This window comes from Paraburkholderia sp. J12 (assembly GCF_905220215.1).
Classification (GTDB): Bacteria; Pseudomonadota; Gammaproteobacteria; order Burkholderiales; family Burkholderiaceae; genus Paraburkholderia.
This window is the reverse complement of record NZ_CAJMZC010000020.1, coordinates 77,871-96,736: the sequence shown is the minus strand read 5'-3', so window position 1 is coordinate 96,736 and position 18,866 is coordinate 77,871. Positions and strand designations below refer to the sequence as shown.

General features: G+C 63.5%; 13 protein-coding genes. 5 read left to right on the top strand and 8 right to left on the bottom strand.

The window, feature by feature from the left end:
• Positions 1-611: 611 nt before the first annotated feature.
• From U5760_RS28925 to U5760_RS28910, 4 genes are all read right to left on the bottom strand, one after another.
• A complete protein-coding gene (locus U5760_RS28925) occupies positions 612-1,652 on the bottom strand; it encodes a ParB/RepB/Spo0J family partition protein (protein ID WP_322015741.1) in 1,041 nt (346 codons plus the stop codon).
• Entirely contained in the window at positions 1,642-2,328 is a 687-nt protein-coding gene (gene parA / locus U5760_RS28920) for a ParA family partition ATPase (RefSeq protein WP_322015740.1), read from the bottom strand. The genes U5760_RS28925 and parA overlap by 11 nt, the downstream gene beginning before the upstream one ends.
• 918 nt (positions 2,329-3,246) lie before the next feature.
• Entirely contained in the window at positions 3,247-4,623 is a 1,377-nt protein-coding gene (locus tag U5760_RS28915) for a replication initiation protein (RefSeq protein WP_322015739.1), read from the bottom strand.
• A gap of 1,562 nt (positions 4,624-6,185) precedes the next feature.
• Positions 6,186-6,458, bottom strand: coding sequence for a DUF4148 domain-containing protein (locus U5760_RS28910; protein ID WP_322015738.1), 273 nt, complete (start codon positions 6,456-6,458; stop codon positions 6,186-6,188).
• 448 nt (positions 6,459-6,906) lie between these two features.
• Here U5760_RS28910 and U5760_RS28905 point away from each other — a divergent pair, with 448 nt between their 5' ends.
• The 5 genes from U5760_RS28905 (at position 6,907) to U5760_RS28885 (ending at position 12,136) form a co-directional block, all read left to right on the top strand.
• Positions 6,907-8,415 (top strand): HAMP domain-containing sensor histidine kinase, encoded by a 1,509-nt coding sequence (locus U5760_RS28905; RefSeq protein ID WP_322015737.1) that lies wholly within the window; start codon positions 6,907-6,909, stop codon positions 8,413-8,415.
• Between the two features lie 13 nt (positions 8,416-8,428).
• On the top strand, positions 8,429-9,133 hold the full coding sequence (locus U5760_RS28900; protein WP_322015736.1) for a response regulator transcription factor: 705 nt from the start codon (positions 8,429-8,431) through the stop codon (positions 9,131-9,133).
• Between the two features lie 165 nt (positions 9,134-9,298).
• The gene (locus U5760_RS28895) at positions 9,299-9,973 is read left to right on the top strand and encodes a response regulator transcription factor (protein WP_322015746.1); all 675 of its coding nucleotides are present in this window, start codon (positions 9,299-9,301) and stop codon (positions 9,971-9,973) included.
• Positions 9,974-9,979: 6 nt separating this feature from the next.
• Entirely contained in the window at positions 9,980-11,413 is a 1,434-nt protein-coding gene (locus tag U5760_RS28890; protein ID WP_322015735.1) for a HAMP domain-containing sensor histidine kinase, read from the top strand.
• 21 nt (positions 11,414-11,434) lie between these two features.
• Entirely contained in the window at positions 11,435-12,136 is a 702-nt protein-coding gene (locus tag U5760_RS28885; protein ID WP_322015734.1) for a response regulator transcription factor, read from the top strand.
• A 176-nt stretch (positions 12,137-12,312) separates the two neighbouring features.
• On the opposite strand, the gene U5760_RS28880 is transcribed toward U5760_RS28885, so the two are convergent.
• The 4 genes from U5760_RS28880 to U5760_RS28865 all read right to left on the bottom strand — a co-directional run bounded on the left by U5760_RS28880 (position 12,313) and on the right by U5760_RS28865 (position 18,746).
• Positions 12,313-12,588 carry a DUF4148 domain-containing protein gene (locus U5760_RS28880; RefSeq protein WP_322015732.1) on the bottom strand — a complete coding sequence of 92 codons (276 nt, stop codon included), beginning with the start codon at positions 12,586-12,588 and terminating at the stop codon, positions 12,313-12,315.
• A gap of 213 nt (positions 12,589-12,801) precedes the next feature.
• Positions 12,802-14,256, bottom strand: a complete 1,455-nt coding sequence (locus tag U5760_RS28875; RefSeq protein WP_322015731.1) for an efflux transporter outer membrane subunit — start codon at positions 14,254-14,256, stop codon at positions 12,802-12,804.
• Positions 14,249-15,451, bottom strand: coding sequence for an efflux RND transporter periplasmic adaptor subunit (locus U5760_RS28870; RefSeq protein WP_322015730.1), 1,203 nt, complete (start codon positions 15,449-15,451; stop codon positions 14,249-14,251). The genes U5760_RS28875 and U5760_RS28870 overlap by 8 nt, the downstream gene beginning before the upstream one ends.
• Positions 15,444-18,746: an efflux RND transporter permease subunit gene (locus U5760_RS28865; protein WP_322015729.1), complete on the bottom strand. Its 3,303-nt coding sequence runs from the start codon at positions 18,744-18,746 to the stop codon at positions 15,444-15,446. The genes U5760_RS28870 and U5760_RS28865 overlap by 8 nt, the downstream gene beginning before the upstream one ends.
• Positions 18,747-18,866: the final 120 nt, after the last annotated feature.

Sequence of the window (18,866 nt, the reverse complement as noted above, 5' to 3'; positions counted from 1 at the left end):
CACGCGGGCGGTGAGGATCTTTTTGAGGTAGTCGTAGCGGCCGGTGGTACGGGTTCCGGTCTCGGCTTCGACGACGGCGAGGCTGGGTTGGGCGGACATGAAGGCTCCTGTGCTCACTTTCTTTTTGGCCAGGAGGCGGACACAAAAAACCCGCCTCGTGGGGCGGGTTATTGTCGCTGCTGTCAGACGTGCACTAACCCACCATTCGATGAATGGTGCTAATAATCAGTGCAATCGGGAGGTGGCGGCAGTTCATGTGTGACAGCATCGCCTGGACTGCGGGAGGTTGTCAATCCTCATCGAGCGGGCCGGATCGTATTGAATACGATTATTTACGTATCAAAAAACACATTCCTCGCCGGAGGTACCCGATTGAGGAGCATCACGTCTGATTCTTCACTTAAAAGACGTCTCACCATGATGCGGCAGTCGTCCATTCGTGAAACATTCTAGGAAATGCTACGTAATGCATTGATTTTTATAAACTAACTTTGGTTTATCGAGCGCGGCGCCATGTTTCACGGTTTCGACCCTCGCTACCGCGCCGGCTTATTGGTGCCTCATATTGGTACTGGGATGCCGCAGCCCTACCCTGCCGCGGCATCCCAAAATCACGCGGCGCCGGAGGGATCGATTTCCGCCGCCCACTGCTCGACTACGGCTTTCATCCGCTCCGCAAGCCGCTGCTGGTCAGCGGGTGCAATGCCTTTGAGGCTCAGTTCCGCACGGCCGTCGCCAAACAGCTTCAACTCACCGAGTGCGACACCATCACGACGATTGAACTGCACGCGCGACTGATAGTGCGTACGGCGCGGCCCGATGCGACGCGCGCCGGCCTCTGCGGATGCGGCCGCCTCCAGCTTGCGGACGCTGGCCTTGCCCTCGACCACTTGCTGCAGCCAATGCTCGGCGACCGTGGCACCGGCACGGTCGAAAATCAGTTTGATGTTGTAGGCGTGACCGAGGCCCACGTCATCGCGATTCTGCGCCATGCGCTGAAGCAGAAACGGCGGCAGCGAAGTCAGCGAGATCACCTTGCTAATGTGCTTGGGATCCTCGCCTACCGCCACGCCCAGTTCCACCTGATCGACGTAGACCCGATCGTCCAGCAACTTCTTCCAGGCAAGCGCGTCGTCGAACACCGTCTGCTCTTCGCGCTCCTTGTTCGCGTGATAGGCGCGCAGATAGAGATTCTGGTTGTCGAGTCCCTCGCGGATGTCGGCTTCGATCGTCTTGTCGCCGCGCGAGCGAGCCGCGCGGATACGCCGCTCGCCGTCGACAATCACGTACTTGCCGCGGAATTCCGCGAGGCGTGTGACCAGAATCGGCGTAATCTGCCCTTGCTTTTCGAAGCTCTCGGCCAGCTCGTCGATCGTTTCCGCGCTATAGAAAGCCCGCGGGTTATAGGGATTCGAAACGACGTCCTCGACGGAAATCTGCCTGAGCGTATGCGAGAGCGTCGGCGTACCGTCCACGGTCGGCTGATTGGCTGCATCGACCTCGACGTCGGCGGTCACCGCACCCGCGACCGCACCGGCGTCGCGCTGGGCGATATTGACGACATCGGCTTCAGCGAGACGCTCGCCAGCGGAGACGCGCTCCGCCGCCATACCCGCACGGACCTTGCTGGTGAAATTGAGCTTAGCGGCCATCTGCAACCTCCTCCTCTTCCTGCACGAGCGCGATGATTTCGTTGTACACGGCGTTGATCTCGTCCTTGGCCACCTTGGTACCCCGCACGCCGCGAACGTCGAACACCGTACGGCCCAGCGCGGCAGTCTGCCGATAGAGCTCTCGCTGCTTGACTGTTGCGGAGAACACGCGGACGTTGCTCTCGGCCAGGATGGCGCTCATCTGGGTGTGCAGGAGCGTCTTTGAATTCGACTTATTTAGCAAAATCGCGAATTTTCCGGCGGGATTGGCCACGCGGGTCCGCTCGACCAGTTCCATCATGCCCTCGCTACTCCAGATATCGATCGGGGAAGCATCGGTGGGAATGACCGTCGCGTCGGCAACAGCGAGGACGCGGGCGGTGGTCAGATCGTTGATGTTCGGCGGGCAATCGACGATCACGACATCGTAGTCATCGGCGAGCGCAGCGATTTCTGGGCCGATCATCTTTTCGAGCTTGTGTATGCTGCCGACGCGGAACGGCAACGGCGTTTCGGGACCGGCCGCGGCACACCAGCTCATGCAGGATTGCTGGCCGTCAGCATCGGCGACATAGACTTTGTATCCCTCGGACTGAAACGCCCCAGCCAGATTCATCGTAGTCGTGGTTTTACCCACGCCGCCCTTTTGGTTCGCTACGGCGATTACCAGTCCCATTCGGCTCTCCATCAAATGTTCCAGGCGCTGGGGTGTCTCTGTGAACTCTCCACGTGGAGACTCCAGCGAAGCTAATCGAAGTCTAACGGGAACTTAAAGTAAATTCTAGATTTCTTCCCGGATTCGTTGTCGACTCACAACCTTTTGGCCGTTTGGATAAGGTTTTGAGAAACTTCGCGGGCTGAGCCGAGGGATCGGAAGGCAATCGAGTTGGCATCGTGCGCTCTCCACGTGGAGATTGTGTGTCTGCACGCGAGGATTTGATCTGAGATGTGTGCTTACCGAGGATTCACTTCTCGCTGGCAGATACAAGGAGTGAGGTTATTGTGGTACTGACACAGAGTGTGCTCTTAGAAAAGAACCGGGCGCCCCATCTTATTTTCACGAAAACGAGATTGAGCATGCGAAGTGCTGGCGATACCTGGAAAGTCGGCCCGCAGGTTAATCAGAAACTCTCCACGTGGAGATCGAGACGGAATATGCCGATCAACACCCTCAGTTCACATGCATTCTTCACGCGGAGAGTGCTCGCAGTTTTCGCTCGATCTAGTCAGGGCAGCTATGGTGGGCACGTGCTCTGAATCAAGCGTCCCAAGGCAATTCAACTGCGCTTTCCGAAGCCGTAATCAGCGGTCTTTACCGGAATCCGATTACTGGCTCAGAATCTCCACGTGGAGACTGCCAGAGAGATCCAGGCCGAAGCGCATCGATAAGTACGCTCAGAAGAGATCAAATAGTCGGGAAAAGACCCATCAGGGGAGAGGGAGGGTAGAGGCCGATTCCAATCACCAGCCTCCTGTGAAGACCAGCTAGGTAAATAAACCTAGATCGGAATAATCGGCAAATAACACAAAATCCAAAATCGCCCGAATCCGAACCACCTCAAGCTTTCCAGCAGGGCACAAGCCCCGCCATGATTCATTCGGAACGCGTCTTCAAGGCCAACTCGATATCGGCAAACGCCGAAGCATCCACCGCGCCTTCGCCCTGCTGACCATTGAGCAGAAACTCGAGCAGGTCCGCTGCAGTCGGCTGCCCCCAGGTATCCAGCACCACCCAGCGGAAGAAGTTCGTCGACGCCATCTTCGACGGGACCTTCGTCGTCGATACCTTCAGCTTGTCCATGCCGACGGTTTCGTTGTAACGCTTGATGAGTGCCGTCTGGTCGTCGTACTCGAGTTCGTTGAAGTAGGAGCGGGCCTCGGTGATCTTCGCGGCGATATAGCGATCCTTGACCTGATCCTGACTTTCGCGCGCCTTGGCCGATTCCGCCGCCGTGCCCGTTGTCGCATTGGCCCCGGGCAACTGGTAACCCTGCATCAGCGCCTTGCGGAAGTACGCCGCCACGTTCGCGAGCGGCGCGGCATTCTTCTGCGCGACGCGCGCGGCCGTATACGCCACGGCCGTGCGGATCTTCTCTTCGCCGTATTGCTTGAGCAGACGGCGCGCCTCGGAAACCGGAATGCTGAACTTCGCCATCTCGCCGATCAGCACGGTTTCGTTCGCGCGCAGTTCCTGCGAGGGATCGGTCTCCGGTTTGCGCGTAACGCGAAACTGCAGCGAAACGACGGAGCGGCCCACCTTGTGCTCGATGAGTTCGAAGAGGTGGTCCGAGATCTCGTTCACTTCCTTGATGCAAGGCACGAGCACGCGGCTCTTGAACTGCTTGTAGAGCTTGTACGACTGGGCCGAGGTGTCCTGGCCGAGAATCAGGTCGCGCAGCGTCGCGAGCGGAAAACGCGCAGTCATGCCCACCGCCTCGTACCGCACGACGTTCTCCCACAGCGCGAGCGAGTGCGCTTTCCTGAACTGTCGCGTGATCCGCATATCGATCATGGCGTAGATTTCGGGATTCAGCAGCTCGCCGCGAATCTGTTCGGAAAAGGTGTAGCGCAACACCGAACGCTCGAGCTCCGCGCCTGCAAGCAGACCGGACGCCTTCCAGATACTGCGCTTGTCCTGCGTGAGGTAGTCCCAGTTGACGACCGTACTGATCAGCGAGTTGATCGTCTCTTTGACGTACTCGGTGTTGTTGCTGTTCAGATCGACGTCCTGCGAGAGGGCGGAGATGGTGATCTCGAACGACGAGCGGCCCGGCTCGAGCGAATCCTGGCGGATGGCGTTCTTGATCAGCGAACTGAACATCTTGCGCTGCTGAAGGCTGATCGACCCGGACTTCGGCGCGATGTGAATCGCCGGGACGGCCTTGCGGAAGAGATCGGGCGGCTGGCCTTGTTGAAATACGAGTGCGCCTTGTTTGTCGGCATCGCCGGCATCGGCCTTCTTTCTTGCCATATGACCCACGGTATAAGGGAACCTGATCGGTTGGTAACTGTATACCAAGCGACCTGGTGACTCAAGGCCGCATTCGGGTCCGTGTTCCGGCACGACACCCGGAGCATGAACCCATGACAGCCGAGCAGGGCAGCGGCCCCTCACCGGCCAACGGCGGCCATTCATGGCTATTTCGAAGCTCCGGCAGCCTGCCTTTCCACATCCCATAACGTGAGACCTTTGAGGGCCTCGCATCGTCAGAAGGTCCCATATCTAGTGACCTTATCGATGAAAGTGAGTACTCACTGGGGCACGCTTTCACCAAAGGTATCTGCCTATGGGATAAAAAGGCCTTGCCGAGTTGTCCACAGGCCAATCCGCTGTGCGTGAGCGTTATTTCCCACTACAGGTTACCTTGTAGATATCCCATAAGCGGCTACCTGACGAAGGGACCAAGCCGGGGAAAAGCGGCTCATTATCCGGCCAGATCTCCCATAACCAGTAACCTTCAATCGATCCCATAACCGGATACCCATTTGATGCAGGCATCTCTCCGAGCCCGGAGCAACAAGGACACCTGTCTGTACGACCCAAGTGACCTCAACAACGGTGCGGGTACAAAGCACCATAAACAGCTACCTCAACGATTTCCCATAACCGGATACCGAACCACCCCTGTTGCGCCCTCGATCCAGGAGCCGACGCCCCTCAAAGGCCCCATATCCGGTGACCCAAAGGGCTTCCCATAACACGCTACCTTGGAGCCTCCGGGGTATTTCCACCATAGCCCGGCACCTTTCCCCCATATCCACAGCCCCGAAACCCCATCGCTGGCTACCGAGTTCCCATATCCACAATCCCGAACTCCCATACAAGGTACCCGTAATCCCATAACGCGCCACCAAATCGCCCGCAAAGCCTTATCTGGCAAGGCTTTGAGTCGGCTAAAGGTTTACTAAAGTTGTTAAAGCGTTGAAGGTAAACACTGAAACCAGTGTCCGGAGAGAAAGACGTTTCCCAAAACCGGGACCCTATAGACAAGTGAGCGATCACCAACCGCAGAACCTCCCACTGCCAGCTACCTTAGGCCCAGAGCCGCTATGAGCCGTCCTCCGGGCGGAGGGGTTGGCTTGAGATTTCCTGAGAAGTCACATGGAATTCCTTCCATAACTCTATGAAGAATAGGAAAAATTACTGGAATGGATGCCAGCTATGGGAGAGAAAACCGGCCAAAGGTACCGCTTTATGGGAGCGATTGGCATCCGGATCGACCGGCTAAACCTTTGCCGCACTGCCTTAGCGGCGAAATCGACCGGCGAGGCCGCGAGTGTTCACAGAGGTTGATTTCAACCCAAGTGGTTGAACCATCCAACCGAAGGTCCCCGCTTCCCATATCCGGTTACCTGGCTCAGGTCACCAAACATGGGAGCCAAGGAATGACAGATCCCCCTTGCGGGGCCCATCCAATTGGTGCATTGCAACGATCGATGCGGTGACCTTGCGCCACCCCCACCGTACGACCTGGAACCACGGGTCCCGCCACGTCATCGGCAAGGTTACCCGTGAGGCGCAGCCGCCGCCTGCTACGGCAGGCAATCACGCTGGTATTCCGCGTTGAGCTTTTGCTCAGCGGTCTGGATATCCGAGGGATATTCGGCTTCGTCGGCATAGGGCTGATAGCCGAGCGCCGTCAGCTCGCCCAACTCCTGCATCAGTTCGGCATGCGTGACCTTGTGATGCAGCGGCACGAAGGGATACGCATGGCATTGCGCCTGCGTGAGATGAGGGTCGGCGAAAGCGCTCACGCTAATTGCGCAGAGCATGGGCACGAGGACGTAGCGCAGTCTTCGGATCATGGTGACCTCCTGTGGGTTGACCAAAGCATTCGCGTCCCAGCTTAGGAGGGCACCGGCATCGTGGCCGGCTCAACGGAATGAAACATTCTTCATGGCCTGCCGTTGCACGATGGCCTCGTGCGTCGTTGCGCTTTCGAATCGACAGGTTGAAGTCAACGAGTGGTAAGAAGATGACCTGGTCTTCATGGTCGTGATGCCGTTACCGGGCCTTGCCACCACTATGATTGCCCGATAGACGCGGCTTCGCGTCCGCCAGGCCGCTCCAGGTCGCTGTTTCCTGGGCGGTTCATTTACAGCCATCGGGGATCGCCATGTCAGTCAGCACCTTCGGGGCGCCGCCGTCTTGTCCTGGTGGCCGCCGCATGGACTCCGGCATGAGCGTGTCCACGAGACCCCAGACCCTGCGACGCGGCATGACTGCCAGGCGCACGCCACGGCGGGGCGCGACATGAGCCTGCCCGGCTGGGCAGTCGGCAAGACGGGAGAGTTCGTCCTGCCTTCGCCGCGCGCTGCCACTGCTCCTGACCCAACCAGCGCCACGCGCGACATTGCGCACGACCGCTGGCAGACCACCACGTTTCGCTGGTTCGCGGCCTACGCGGCGATTTTCTCGATCTCGTTCATGGCGCTACTCGGCGTGATCGAGTTTTCGGTCACGCATGCGATGGAGCGCGAAACGGATAGCGGCTTGCGCTGGCAGCTGCGTTATTTCGATTCGCGCTCCGACAATGCCGTTGCGGGCGCAATCGATGCGCGCCTCAAGCGCGAGGACCGCGGGCAGAACGCCTATGGTCTCTTCGACGGCGCCGGCCATTGGCTCGCCGGAAACATTCATTCGCTGCCCGAAGGGCTGGAACTGGGCGGCCACGGTCGCACGTACGAGCACAAGAGCGGGCAGTCCCTGGTCGTGGACGTCGTCGACGTCGGCGATGTCGTCGACACGCGGCCCACGCTGCGCGTGATGGGCGAGGTTCGCGCGAACGGCTCGGTACTCGTGGTGGCGCGTCTGCTTTCGGACGTGCGCCGCGTGCACGACGAACTCATGAAGGCGATCTTTGGCGGTGGCCTCCTGTGCCTCGCTGCGAGCCTGTGCGCGGGGCTCGTGCTGAGCATGCGGCAGATCCGCCGGGTGGCCGAGATCCGCCGCGTGACCGCGCGCATCGCGAGCGGCGATCTCGACCAGCGTCTGCCCGTGACAGGGCGCGACGAACTCGACATGCTTTCGCATCTCGTGAACCGTATGCTCGACGAAGTCGAGCGCCTGATGGGCGAGGTCAAGAGCGCCTGTGACGGCATCGCGCACGACCTGCGCACGCCGCTCACGCGGCTGCGGCTGCGTCTGTCGACCGCCGCCGACGCCATGGAGCGCCGCGGCGAATCCGGCGTCGCGCAGGTGCTGGTCGGCGCGCGCGACGAGGCCGATTCGGTGCTCGACCGCTTCGCGGCGCTCCTGCGCATCTCGGAGATCGGCGCGATGCAGCGGCGCAGCGGTTTCGCGTCGCTGTCCTTGCCGGACCTCGTGAACGAACTCTGCGACCTCTATGGGCCGCTCGCCGAAGAAAAGTCCATCACGCTGGTTGCCTCGATTGCGCCTGCCGCGCTGATTCACGCCGACCGCGCGCTCCTCTTCGAAGCGTTCAGCAACCTGCTCGACAACGCGATCAAGTTCGCGCCCGAAGGCGGCCGCGTGGAGGTGGCGTTGCGCGCGGGCACGGGCGGACCGCAGTTCGCGGTCGCCGACAACGGCCCCGGCATCGCGCCCGACGAACGCAGCGCGGTGCTCGGCCGCTACTACCGCAGCGAGCGCACGCGCCATCTGCCGGGCACGGGCCTCGGTCTCGGCATCGTCTCGGCGATCGTGCGGCTGCACGACTTCGATCTGTCCATCGGCGCCGCGCACGAGGGGACGCACACGGGCACGGCCGTGACGATCGACTGCTGGCCGCATCACACCTAGCCCCACCGATCCGATGAGAGTCTTGCTGTGCTCCTCCTCCGACACGGAGCGGGCCTACCTGTACAAGGCATTGAGCGAGAGCCTGAATAGCGTCGAGGTTGCGGACAACCTTTACTACGCGGTCTATCTCGCCTCGCACGAGCCGTTCGACACCGTCATCCTCTGCGCGCCGGGTGCGGACGTGAACGATGGCCTCGGCGACGCGCTGGCCTCGTTCGTGCGGCTGACCGATGCGCCGGCCATCATCCTCGCCCTCGCGCGGGCGACGCCTGCCGACTGCGCACGGCTCCTGCGCGCGGGGGCCGACGCCTGCTTCGTCCAGCCCTGGTCCATTCTCGAGATCCAGGAGCGCATGCTGGCCCTGCAGCGCGGCACGCAGGCCACGGCGGCCACGCCGTCCGTGCGTCTCGATCCGCTCACGCGCGATCTCGTCGAGGGCACGCGGCGCGTGTCGCTCACCACGCGCGAGTACCTGCTCGTCGAATGCCTGTTGCGCCAGGCGAGCGCGCCGGTCGCGCGCGAGCAACTGATCCGTTATGCGTGGCCGGAGAAGGGCGACGTCGAACCCTCCAGCGTGAACCTCGTAGTCTCGCGGCTGCGCCGCAAGTTCGAGGCGCACGGCGCGAGGACGTCCATCGAAACCGTGAACCGCTACGGCTATCAGCTCGACATCCGGCCAGAAGCGGAGCAATCGGGTGCACAATCTCCGGAATCGTGACGTGCCCGGTTACGCAGGTGGCGCCAGAAAAAGCTTGCATAGTCTGTAAAGTTAAATTTAATTTCATGAAAGGAAGCCACGGAAACCCGGGGCTGCGACGGTAAACTTGAGCCTCCTGAAAGGTCGCGCGGGGCAGCGTGACGGAGTGTGAGACAGATGAGCCAGGTGCGCGTATTGACGGTGGAAGACGATGCCGTCACAGCCAGTGAAATTGTCAGCGAGCTGAAGCAGCGCGGCTTCGAGGTCGACTGGGTCGACAACGGCCGCGACGGCATGGCGCGCGCGATGAGCGACGAGTACGACGCGATCACGCTCGATCGCATGCTGCCTGGCGTCGACGGCCTCTCCATCCTCACGGCCATGCGCACGGTGGGCATCCAGACGCCGGTGCTGATGCTGAGCGCGCTCGGCGACGTGGACGAGCGCGTGCGCGGCCTGCGCGCGGGCGGCGACGACTATCTCACCAAGCCCTTCGACCCCGAAGAGCTCACGGCGCGCCTCGAGGTGCTGCTGCGCCGCCGCCAGGCCGCCACCGTTGCGCGCGAAACCGCGCTGCGCGTGGGCCCGCTCGAACTCGACCTGATCTCCCGCAAGGTGCGCCGCGACGGCGAGGAAGTGAACCTGCTGCCCACCGAATACCGCGTGCTCGAATTCATGATGCGCCATGCGGGCAAGACCATCACGCGCACGATGCTGTTCGAAGCCGTGTGGGGTTATCACTTCGATCCGGGCACCAATCTGATCGACGTGCACATGGGGCGCCTGCGCAAGAAAATCGATCCGCCGGGCGTGCCGCCGCTCATCCAGACCGTGCGCGGCTCCGGCTACATTCTCGGGTAATTTCGCGTGCAGAGCCGTTCTTCTTCCCTCGCGCCCGTTCGTCCCGGACGGCGCTGGTACACCACGACTTTTCGCTGGCTGGTGGGCTATACGGCGCTCTTTGGCGTTCTGCTCACCACGCTCGTGGGCTTCATCGCCTGGACGGCGAACGCCTCGATCGAATACGACACCGATTCGATCCTCAAGTGGCAGCTCATCTACTTCGACTCGATTTCCGACGACAACCTGCCCGGCGCGATCTATCAGCGCCTCGAGCACGAGCACATGCACACGAACTACTATGGCCTCTTCACGGCCAGCGGCCAGTACCTGGCCGGCGACATGTTCGAGCAGCCGCCGAGCCTCGCGTTCACCCGTCAGGGCCGCACGATCGACCACAATCTGCGCCTGCTGGACGGCGGCCCTTCGCCGATCGTGCGCGCGATGGGCGAGGTGCGGCCCAATGGCATGCACCTCGTGGTGGCGCGCGACATGACCACGGTGCTGCGCATACGCGAAGTCGTGATCCGCACGCTCGTGATGGGCGGCGTGGTGGCGATGCTGGCTGCGGTGGCGGGCGGGCTCGTCCTCGGCATGCGGCAGATCCGGCGCGTACGCGAGATTCGCCGCGTCACGCAGTGCATCGCGCGCGGCGACCTGGACCGGCGCCTGCCGGTGGCCGGCCACGATGAAATCGACATGCTCGCGCATCTCGTCAATCACATGCTCGACGAAGTCGAGCGCCTGATGGCCGAAGTAAAGGGCGCCTGCGACGGCATCGCGCACGACCTGCGCACGCCGCTCGTGCATCTGCACACCATGCTCGCGCGCATTGCCGAACGCGAGAGCGTGAGCGCCGACGTGGAAGGCGCCGCGATGCTCGAGCGCGCCCGCACCGAAACCGATCAGCTGCTCGAACGTTTTCGGGCCATGCTGCGCATTTCCGAAATCGGCACGCTGCAGCGGCGCGGCGGTTTTGGGGCCGTCGAGCTTCAACCGCTGATCCAGGACCTCGCGGAGCTCTACGAGCCGCTCGCGGAAAGCCGCGACGTGCGCTTTGCCGTGAGCATCGAGCCGGTGACCGAAATCCACGGCGACCGTGCGCTGCTCTTCGAAGCATTCAGCAACCTCATCGACAACGCGATCAAGTTCGCGCCGCCCGGCGGCGCCGTGAGCGTGAGCTTGCGCGCCGTTGTGGAGGGGCCCGTCGTCGAGGTGGCCGACAACGGTTTGGGCATCGCCCCGGGCGAACGCGCCGCGGTGTTGCAGCGCTTCTATCGCGGCGATGCCGTGCGCCATCTCGCAGGCTCGGGCCTCGGCCTCTCGGTCGTCGCGGCAGTGCTGCGCGTGCACGACTTCGCGCTCACCATCGAGGACGCCCCCGACATGGGCGGCGCCGACGGTGCCGGCGGCCCGGGCGCGCGCATGCGCGTGGAATGCTGGCCGCGCGCGCTCGCCTGATCACCCAACGGACGCGAGGCCATGCGCATACTCCTCATCTCTCCCTGCCACGCGGAAGGCGCCTGGCTGCAGAAGGCGCTGCAGGAAAGCGCCCATAGCCTGCAACGCGCCGATGACCTGCGCGATGGCGTTTTTCTCGCGGGTGAAGAGCCGTTCGACGCAGTGATCGTCGTCGCGCTGGAGGGTGCATGGCTCACGCCGCTCCTCGATCTGCTCCCGGACCTCGCGGCGGCCACAGGCGGCGCGACCATCCTTACGGTGCTCGGCATCGAAGCCGGGGCGCATGCACGCTCGCAGGTGTTGCGCGCAGGCGCCGATGCCTGCTTTCGCTATCCGTTCTCGTTCATCGAAATGCATGAGCGCATGCTCGCGCTGCTGCGCACGGTGGCCGTTGCGCCCGCTCCCGCGCAAACCGGCAAGGAGAACGCGGCGACCCCGCAGCTCGACGCCGGCACGCGCGAGATCGTGGAAGGCGACCGTCGCGCCGAACTCACGCGCCGCGAATATCTGCTCGTGGAATGCCTGCTGCGCCAGCCCAACATGCCGGTGCCGCGCGACCAGATGATTCGCTACGCGTGGCCCGACAAGGACGAAATCGATCCGTCCACCGTCAATCTCGTGGTCTCGCGACTGCGCCGCAAGCTCGAACGCGAGGCCATCCTGGCGCGCATCGAAACCATCAGCCGCTACGGCTATCAGCTCACACTTTCGGGCGCTGTCTGAGCACTCGCTAAACGCGTACGGAGGGACGCGTGCCGATGGTAACCATTTGTGGGAACCGGTTACCTTTCGCGCCGCGTCCTTGCCACGGTGTGCATGCCATGCCCGATCACCAAAAGAAAACGGCACGCTTCACGCGTGCCGTTGCCCTGCATCCCGCAGGTCCCGGTGCCGGCTGCTCAGTGCGAGTACAGCGTCGAGTTCAGGTACGCGAGCTGACCGCTCTTCTCCGACTGGATGAGTTCCTGGTACACCTGCGCGCGGGTCTTCTGCGCAACCGGCTGACCATACGGCGGCACCCAGCCGCCCGGCGCTGCCGTGTCGTTCGACGCGACCTGCGTGGTGGCCGTCGACTGAGCTGCTTGCGATGCGCTGTCGGTGCTGGTGCTTTGAGCGAATGCGGACGTGGTCGTGACGACACCGGCGAATGCTGCGATGATCATGAGAGCCTTCATGTGACTTTTCTCCAGTAACGATATGAGTGGGCCGGTAAGCGAATGCGGTCTGGCGCATCCCGGTATTGAAAGAATAATTTGGTAGCCCTATCGAACCGGAAGCAGGCGCGTGAAGAAATGTTTATGTGACAGCGAGAAGTCGGTTAAAAAAAGCCCCGCTTGCAGGCGGGGCTCGGGGGTGCGGAAGGTGGCGTTGCCGGGTGCGAGGCGGGCCTACGAAGTCGCCCTGGGCACCTCCAGCGCCTTCGTGCTCCAGCCGCCGCCAATCGCTTGGATGAGGCCCACGGTGGCATCGAGCCGGCGCGTATCGAGTTCGAGCGAATCGATCTGCGTGGTCAGCTCCGTGGTCTGCGCGGTCACGACGTCGAGATAGCTCACCACGCCGTCACGGTAGCGCGACATCGAAAGCGTGAGCGTGCGCTGCGCCGCCGTGAGCGCTTCGTCTTCGCGCTGGGCTTCGTCGCCCAGGTGATGCAGGAGCGCGAGATTGTCCTCTACCTGCTGGAACGCGTTCAGCACGGTCGCCTTGTACTCTGCGCCGTTCTCGTCGAGTTTGGCGCGCGCGCCGCGCACGAGCGCCGCGCGTTTGCCGCCGTCAAAGAGCGTTGCCATCAGGCTCGGGCCGATCGACCACATTTCGTTGGGCGCGGCGATCCAGGGCGAGAACGTGTCGCTCTGGAAGCCCGCGTCGAGGCCCAGCGAGAGATCGGGGAAGAATGCGGCTTTTGCCACGCCGATCTCGGCGTTCGCGGCGGCCACGCGCCGCTCGGCGGCCGCGATGTCGGGACGCCGCTCGAGCAGCGCAGAGGGCAGGCCCGCGGGCAGGTTCGGCAGATGCGGGCTGGCCGTATCCGGCGGCACGCTGAACTCGGACGCCGGCACGCCGACGAGCGTGGCGATCGCGTGCTCGTAGAGCGCGCGGCGCGCCTGCACGTCGTCGGCCTTCGCCTGCGCGGAGGCGAGCTGCGTTTGCGCGCGCGAGACATCGAGCGGCGAAGCGATGCCGCCGTGATAGCGACTCTCGGTCAATTGCAGTGCGCGCTGATAGGCGGCGATGGTGTCGTCGAGCAGCTTCGACTGCTGGTCGAGTCCGATCAGATCGAACCAGGTGGTGGCGAGCTTCGCCTGCAGGCTCAGTTGCAGCGAGGCAAGGTCCGCTTCGCTTGCCTCGCTCGACGCCTGGCCCGCGCGCACTTCGTTGCGCACCTTGCCCCACAGGTCGAGGTCGTAGCCGATGCCCACGTCGAGCGTGTTCGAACCGTACACGTTCGGTTGATCCGAGCCGCGCAGCGGACGCAGCGCCGACTGCCGGTCGCGCTCCACGTCCACGCCTGCGCCCACCGTGGGCAGCAGCGCGGAACGCGCCTGTGCCACGAGCGCATCGGCTTCGTCGTGACGCGCGAGCGCGGCGGCGATGTTGGGATTCGCCTTCGCCACCTGCGGTTCGAGCTGGTCGAGCTGGGCATCGCCGAACACGCGCCACCAGCCGTTGCGCGGCAGGTGATCGGCGGGTTCTGCCGTCTGCCAGTTGCCGGCTTCCTTGAACTGCGTGGGGATGGCGGTGGCGGGCACGTGATAGACCGGCGCGAACGAGCACGCCGAAAGCAGCGCTGCCATCGCGAGCGCAAGGGCGCGCAGGCTGCCGGGAATGCGTACTACCTTAGCCATGAGTGGGCTCCGCGTTGCGGGCGAGCGGCGTGCCGTCCACCGAGACTTGCGCGAGCCGCACGACATCGTCGTTCGCGAGCGAATCGGGCGGATTGTCGATCACGCGTTCGCCCGCGTGCAGCCCCGAGGCGATCTCCACGCGCGTGCCGTAGTCGGTGCCGATGGTCACGTCGCGCAGCTGCACGCGATCGTTCCTGTCCACCACGGCGACCTGTGTGCCGTGCGCGCGGAAGATCAGCGTGCTGGCCGGCACGGACAGCGCGGCCGGGTTGCCCGGCATCGAGAGATGCACCTCGGTGTATTCGCCGGGGAAAAGCTGGCCTTGCTTGTTGTCCACGGCGAGCTGCACGAGCAGCGTGCCCGAGGCCGGCGTGATCGAATGGTCGGTATCCACGAGCGTGGCGTCGAACTTCTCGCCGGGCCGCTCCGGCACCGAGAGCGTGGCCTTCATGCCGGGCTGGATGGCCGCGGCGTCGCTTTGCGGCACGCTCACGTACACGCGCAGTTGCTTCGCATCCGAGACCGTGAAGAGCTCCGGCCCGCTGCCGCTGCCTGCGTCGATCAACTGTCCCACGTCGGTCTTGCGCGCGGTGACGACACCGTCGAACGGCGCAGTGATGCGCTTGAACGATTCGAGCGCTTCGAGCCGGCGCACGTTGGCCTCGTTTGCGTCGACCGTGGCCTGTTTCGCGAGCAGGTCGGAGGTTTTTTCGTCGGCGTCCTGCTGCGAAACCGATTCCTGCTTGAGCATCTCGGTCCAGCGCTTCGCCGTGACGGCAGCGAGTTTTTCGGTGGCGATGGAGTTTTGCAGATCGGCCTTTGCCTGCTGCAATTGCTGGTCGAGGTCCGGCGTGTCGATCACGGCGAGCAGTTGCCCGGCCTTCACCTGCGTGCCGATATCGGCGTACCAGGCGTGCAGGTAGCCCGAGACGCGCGCATAGATCGGTGCGTTGATATAGGCGGCGAGGCGCCCCGGCAGCACGAGCGGCTGCGACGCGGGACTCGGCTGCGGCTGTACTGTCGCGACGGTCGGAATGGCGGTGGCTTCGGTCCAGGTGGTCAGTTCCTGGTGCGCATGCACGCGGCTGAAAATGCCGCCCGACACGACGCCCGCGGCGATCAGGAGCGCCGCTGCTGCGACGGATTTCAGGTGGCGCAGCGGCTGCGGCGAGGCGATCTCGACTTCGTTAGACATGGGCTTCTCCCGTTTCGAGGACAGGTTGTTCGAGTTGGGCGGTGGCGGTGGCCGGATCGTCGTGCGGATCGCGATGCGGGCGGTCGCCGCGCGGGTCGTCGCTGGGGTTGCCGCGTTGGCTGCGATGGACGAGGCTGAACACCACGGGCACGAACAGCAGCGTGGCGCAGGTCGCGCAGATGAGGCCGCCGATCACGGCGCGGCCGAGCGGCGCGTTCTGTTCGCCGCCGTCGCCCATGCCGAGCGCCATCGGCGCCATGCCGATGATCATGGCGAGCGCTGTCATCAGCACCGGGCGAAAGCGCGTGAAGCCCGCTTCGAGCGCGGCGCGCAGGGCGTCGCCGGTGGCGGCGAGCCGTTCGCGTGCAAACGAGACCACCAGAATGGAGTTCGCCGTCGCCACGCCCATGCAGAGAATCGCCCCGGTGAGCGCAGGCACCGAGAGCGGCGTGTGCGTGGCGAACAGCATCCACACGATGCCTGCTAGCGCGGCCGGCAGCGCGGTGACGATCACGAATGCGTCGCTCCACGAGTGGAAGTTCACGACGATGAGCAGATAGATCAGCAGCACGGCGCCCGCGAGGCCGAGGAGCAGGCCCGTGAACGCGCTGTTCATGGTCTGCACCTGGCCGCGCATCGTCACGACCGAGCCCTTGGGCACATCTTTCGCCGTGGCTTTGATCACCTTGTCGATCTGCGAGGACACCGCGCCGAGATCGGCGCCTTGTGTGGTGGCGTAGATGTCGAAGAGCGGCTCGATGTTGTAGTGCGAAACCACGGCCGCGCTCACGCCGCGCTGGATGGTTGCAAGACCGCCGAGGATCTGCGAGTCGCCGTCCTTGCCCGTTACCGGCAGGTTCTCCAGATCGGAGAGCGAAGTCATGCGGTACTGCGGCGTTTGCGCGACGATCGGATAGGACACACCATTCTTCGGATTCAGCCAGAACGTGGGCGAGACCTGACTCGTGCCGGAGAGGCTCGCGACCACCGAATTGGTCACGTCCTGTTCGGTGATGCCGAGTTCGTCGGCGCGCGAGCGGTCCACCGCCACCGTGAACTGCGGATAGGTGGAGGCCTGCTGGATGCGCGTATCGGCAATGCCGGGAATCGTGCGCATGCGGCGCAGCAGTTCGTTCGCGTACTGTTCATTGGCCTGCTGGTTCGGACCGCTCACCTGCACGTCGATCGGTGCGGGCGCACCGAAGTTCAGGATCTGGCTCACGATATCCGCGGGCAGGAACGAGAACGTCGTGCCCGGAAAGAGACGCGGTAGTTGCGTGCGCAACTCGCGCACGTACTGGGCCGTGGGCGCGTGCGATTTGGCGAGCGAGATCAGGATGTCGCCGTCCTGCGGCCCGATCGTGCCGCTGTTGTTGTACGTGAGATTGATACCGCTATTGGGCAGGCCGATGTTGTCGATCACATTGGCGAGCTGGTCGGGCGGAATTGCCTGGCGCACCGTGGCCTCGATGTGATCGAACAGGTCGGCGGTATCTTCCACGCGCGTGCCGAGCGGCGCGCGCACGTGAATTTCGATCTCGCCCGAATCCACGCTTGGGAAGAAGTTGCGGCCGAGGAACGGCGTGAGGCCGAACGAGAGCGCGACGATCAGCAGAAAGCCGGTGATGAAGCGCTTGCGGTTCGTGAGTGCCGCACCGAGGATCACGCGGTAGCCGGCCCGGATGCGCTCGAAGCGCCGCTCGAACGCACGCTGAAAGCGTACGAGCGGATTGCGCGAGACAGGGAGGCGCGCATGTGCGCCGTGCGGCGCCATGACGGCGGCCAGTTCGCCCGACGCATGGCCTTGCGACGCGTGCGGCTTGAGCAGGTAGCTCGCCATCATCGGCACGAAGGTGCGCGAGAGCACGAAGGACGCGACCATCGCGAAGATCACGGCTTCGGCCATCGGCACGAACAGGAAGCGGGCGATGCCGTTGAGCAGCAGCATCGGCACGAACACAATGCAGATACAGAGCAGCGAGACGAGCGCGGGCATGACGATCTGCGCCGCGCCGTCCATGATCGCGCTGCGGACGTCCTTGCCCTGTTCCAGGTGCCAGTTGATGTTCTCGATGGTGACCGTTGCGTCGTCCACGAGTATGCCCACGGCGAGCGCGAGGCCGCCCAGCGTCATCACGTTGAGCGTTTCGCCGCAGGCGGCGAGGCCCGCGATCGCGGCGAGCACGGCAAGCGGAATGGAGGCGGCGATGATGAGCGTGGAGCGCCAGCTGCCGAGGAACAGCAGGATCATGGCCGAGGTGAGCGCGGCCGCGATGATGCCTTCGCGCGCCACGCCGCTCACGGCGCCCTTCACGAACACCGACTGATCGGAGAGCGCGACGAGCTTGAGGCCCGGCGGCAGGGACGCTTCGATGCGCGGCAGCTTGCTCTTCACGCCCGCGATGATGTCGAGCGTGGATGCCGAACCGTTCTTCATGATGCTCATGAGCACGGCGCGGTGGCCGTCCACGCGCACGATATTCGTTTGCGGCGGATAGCCGTCGCGCACGTGTGCGACGTCGCGCATGTAGATCACGGCGCCGTCCACGGTCTTGATCGGCAGCGCGTTGAGCTGCGCGATGGTGAGCGGGCTGTTGTTCAGGCGGATGTTGTACTCGATGCTCCCGATCTTCTGCGTGCCGGCCGGAATGATCTGGTTCTGCTGCGCGAGTGCATTCGCCACGTCCTGGGCGGAGAGCTTTTTCGCCTGCAGCGCCTGCGGATCCAGATCGATCTGCACCTCGCGCACCTTGCCGCCATACGGCGTGGGGATGGCGACGCCGGGCACCGAAAGCAGCTGTGGCCGGATGAAGTTGGTGGCGTAGTCGGCCAGCTTCTGCTCGTCGAGCGTGCTGCTCGTGAGCGCGAGCTGCAGGACCGGCACCGTGGAGGCGTTGTAGTTCAGGATCTGCGGCGGCGTCGTGCCGGGCGGCATCTGCTTGAGCACGGTCTGCGAAACCGAGGTCACCTGGGCCGTCGCGGTGCGGATATCGACGTTGGGCTGGAAGAAGATCTTCACCACGCCATAACCGCGGAACGATTGCGACTCGATATGCGCCACGTCGTTGACGGTGGTGCCGAGCGTGCGCTCGTAGTAGCTGACGATCCGTCCCGCCATGTCGTCGGGCTGCAGGCCCGCGTAGTTCCAGACCACGCTGATGACCGGAATGCGGATATCGGGAAAGATGTCGGTAGGTGTGCGTAACGCGGCGAGCGGGCCGGCTAGCAGGATCAGCAAGGCCAGTACGATGAACGTGTACGGACGGTTCAACGCAAGCCGGACGATTTTCAACATCAAGGGGCTCCGTTCAGAACATCGGCGCCGGTCTTCCCTTCAAGCTTTTGGGAGGACCGACGCCGGTATTTTGTGCGGCGCGGTGTAACGTCCGGCAGCCAATTTAATGAAACAAGTTTT

Bases quoted from the DNA above. Each gene is read 5' to 3' on its own strand.
- U5760_RS28925 (WP_322015741.1), bottom strand. From the start codon at position 1,652: ATGGCCGCTAAGCTCAATTTCACCAGCAAGGTCCGTGCGGGTATGGCG.
- parA (WP_322015740.1), bottom strand. From the start codon at position 2,328: ATGGGACTGGTAATCGCCGTAGCGAACCAAAAGGGCGGCGTGGGTAAA.
- U5760_RS28915 (WP_322015739.1), bottom strand. From the start codon at position 4,623: ATGGCAAGAAAGAAGGCCGATGCCGGCGATGCCGACAAACAAGGCGCA.
- U5760_RS28910 (WP_322015738.1), bottom strand. From the start codon at position 6,458: ATGATCCGAAGACTGCGCTACGTCCTCGTGCCCATGCTCTGCGCAATT.
- U5760_RS28905 (WP_322015737.1), top strand. From the start codon at position 6,907: ATGAGCCTGCCCGGCTGGGCAGTCGGCAAGACGGGAGAGTTCGTCCTG.
- U5760_RS28900 (WP_322015736.1), top strand. From the start codon at position 8,429: ATGAGAGTCTTGCTGTGCTCCTCCTCCGACACGGAGCGGGCCTACCTG.
- U5760_RS28885 (WP_322015734.1), top strand. From the start codon at position 11,435: ATGCGCATACTCCTCATCTCTCCCTGCCACGCGGAAGGCGCCTGGCTG.
- U5760_RS28880 (WP_322015732.1), bottom strand. From the start codon at position 12,588: ATGAAGGCTCTCATGATCATCGCAGCATTCGCCGGTGTCGTCACGACC.
- U5760_RS28875 (WP_322015731.1), bottom strand. From the start codon at position 14,256: ATGGCTAAGGTAGTACGCATTCCCGGCAGCCTGCGCGCCCTTGCGCTC.
- U5760_RS28870 (WP_322015730.1), bottom strand. From the start codon at position 15,451: ATGTCTAACGAAGTCGAGATCGCCTCGCCGCAGCCGCTGCGCCACCTG.
- U5760_RS28865 (WP_322015729.1), bottom strand. From the start codon at position 18,746: ATGTTGAAAATCGTCCGGCTTGCGTTGAACCGTCCGTACACGTTCATC.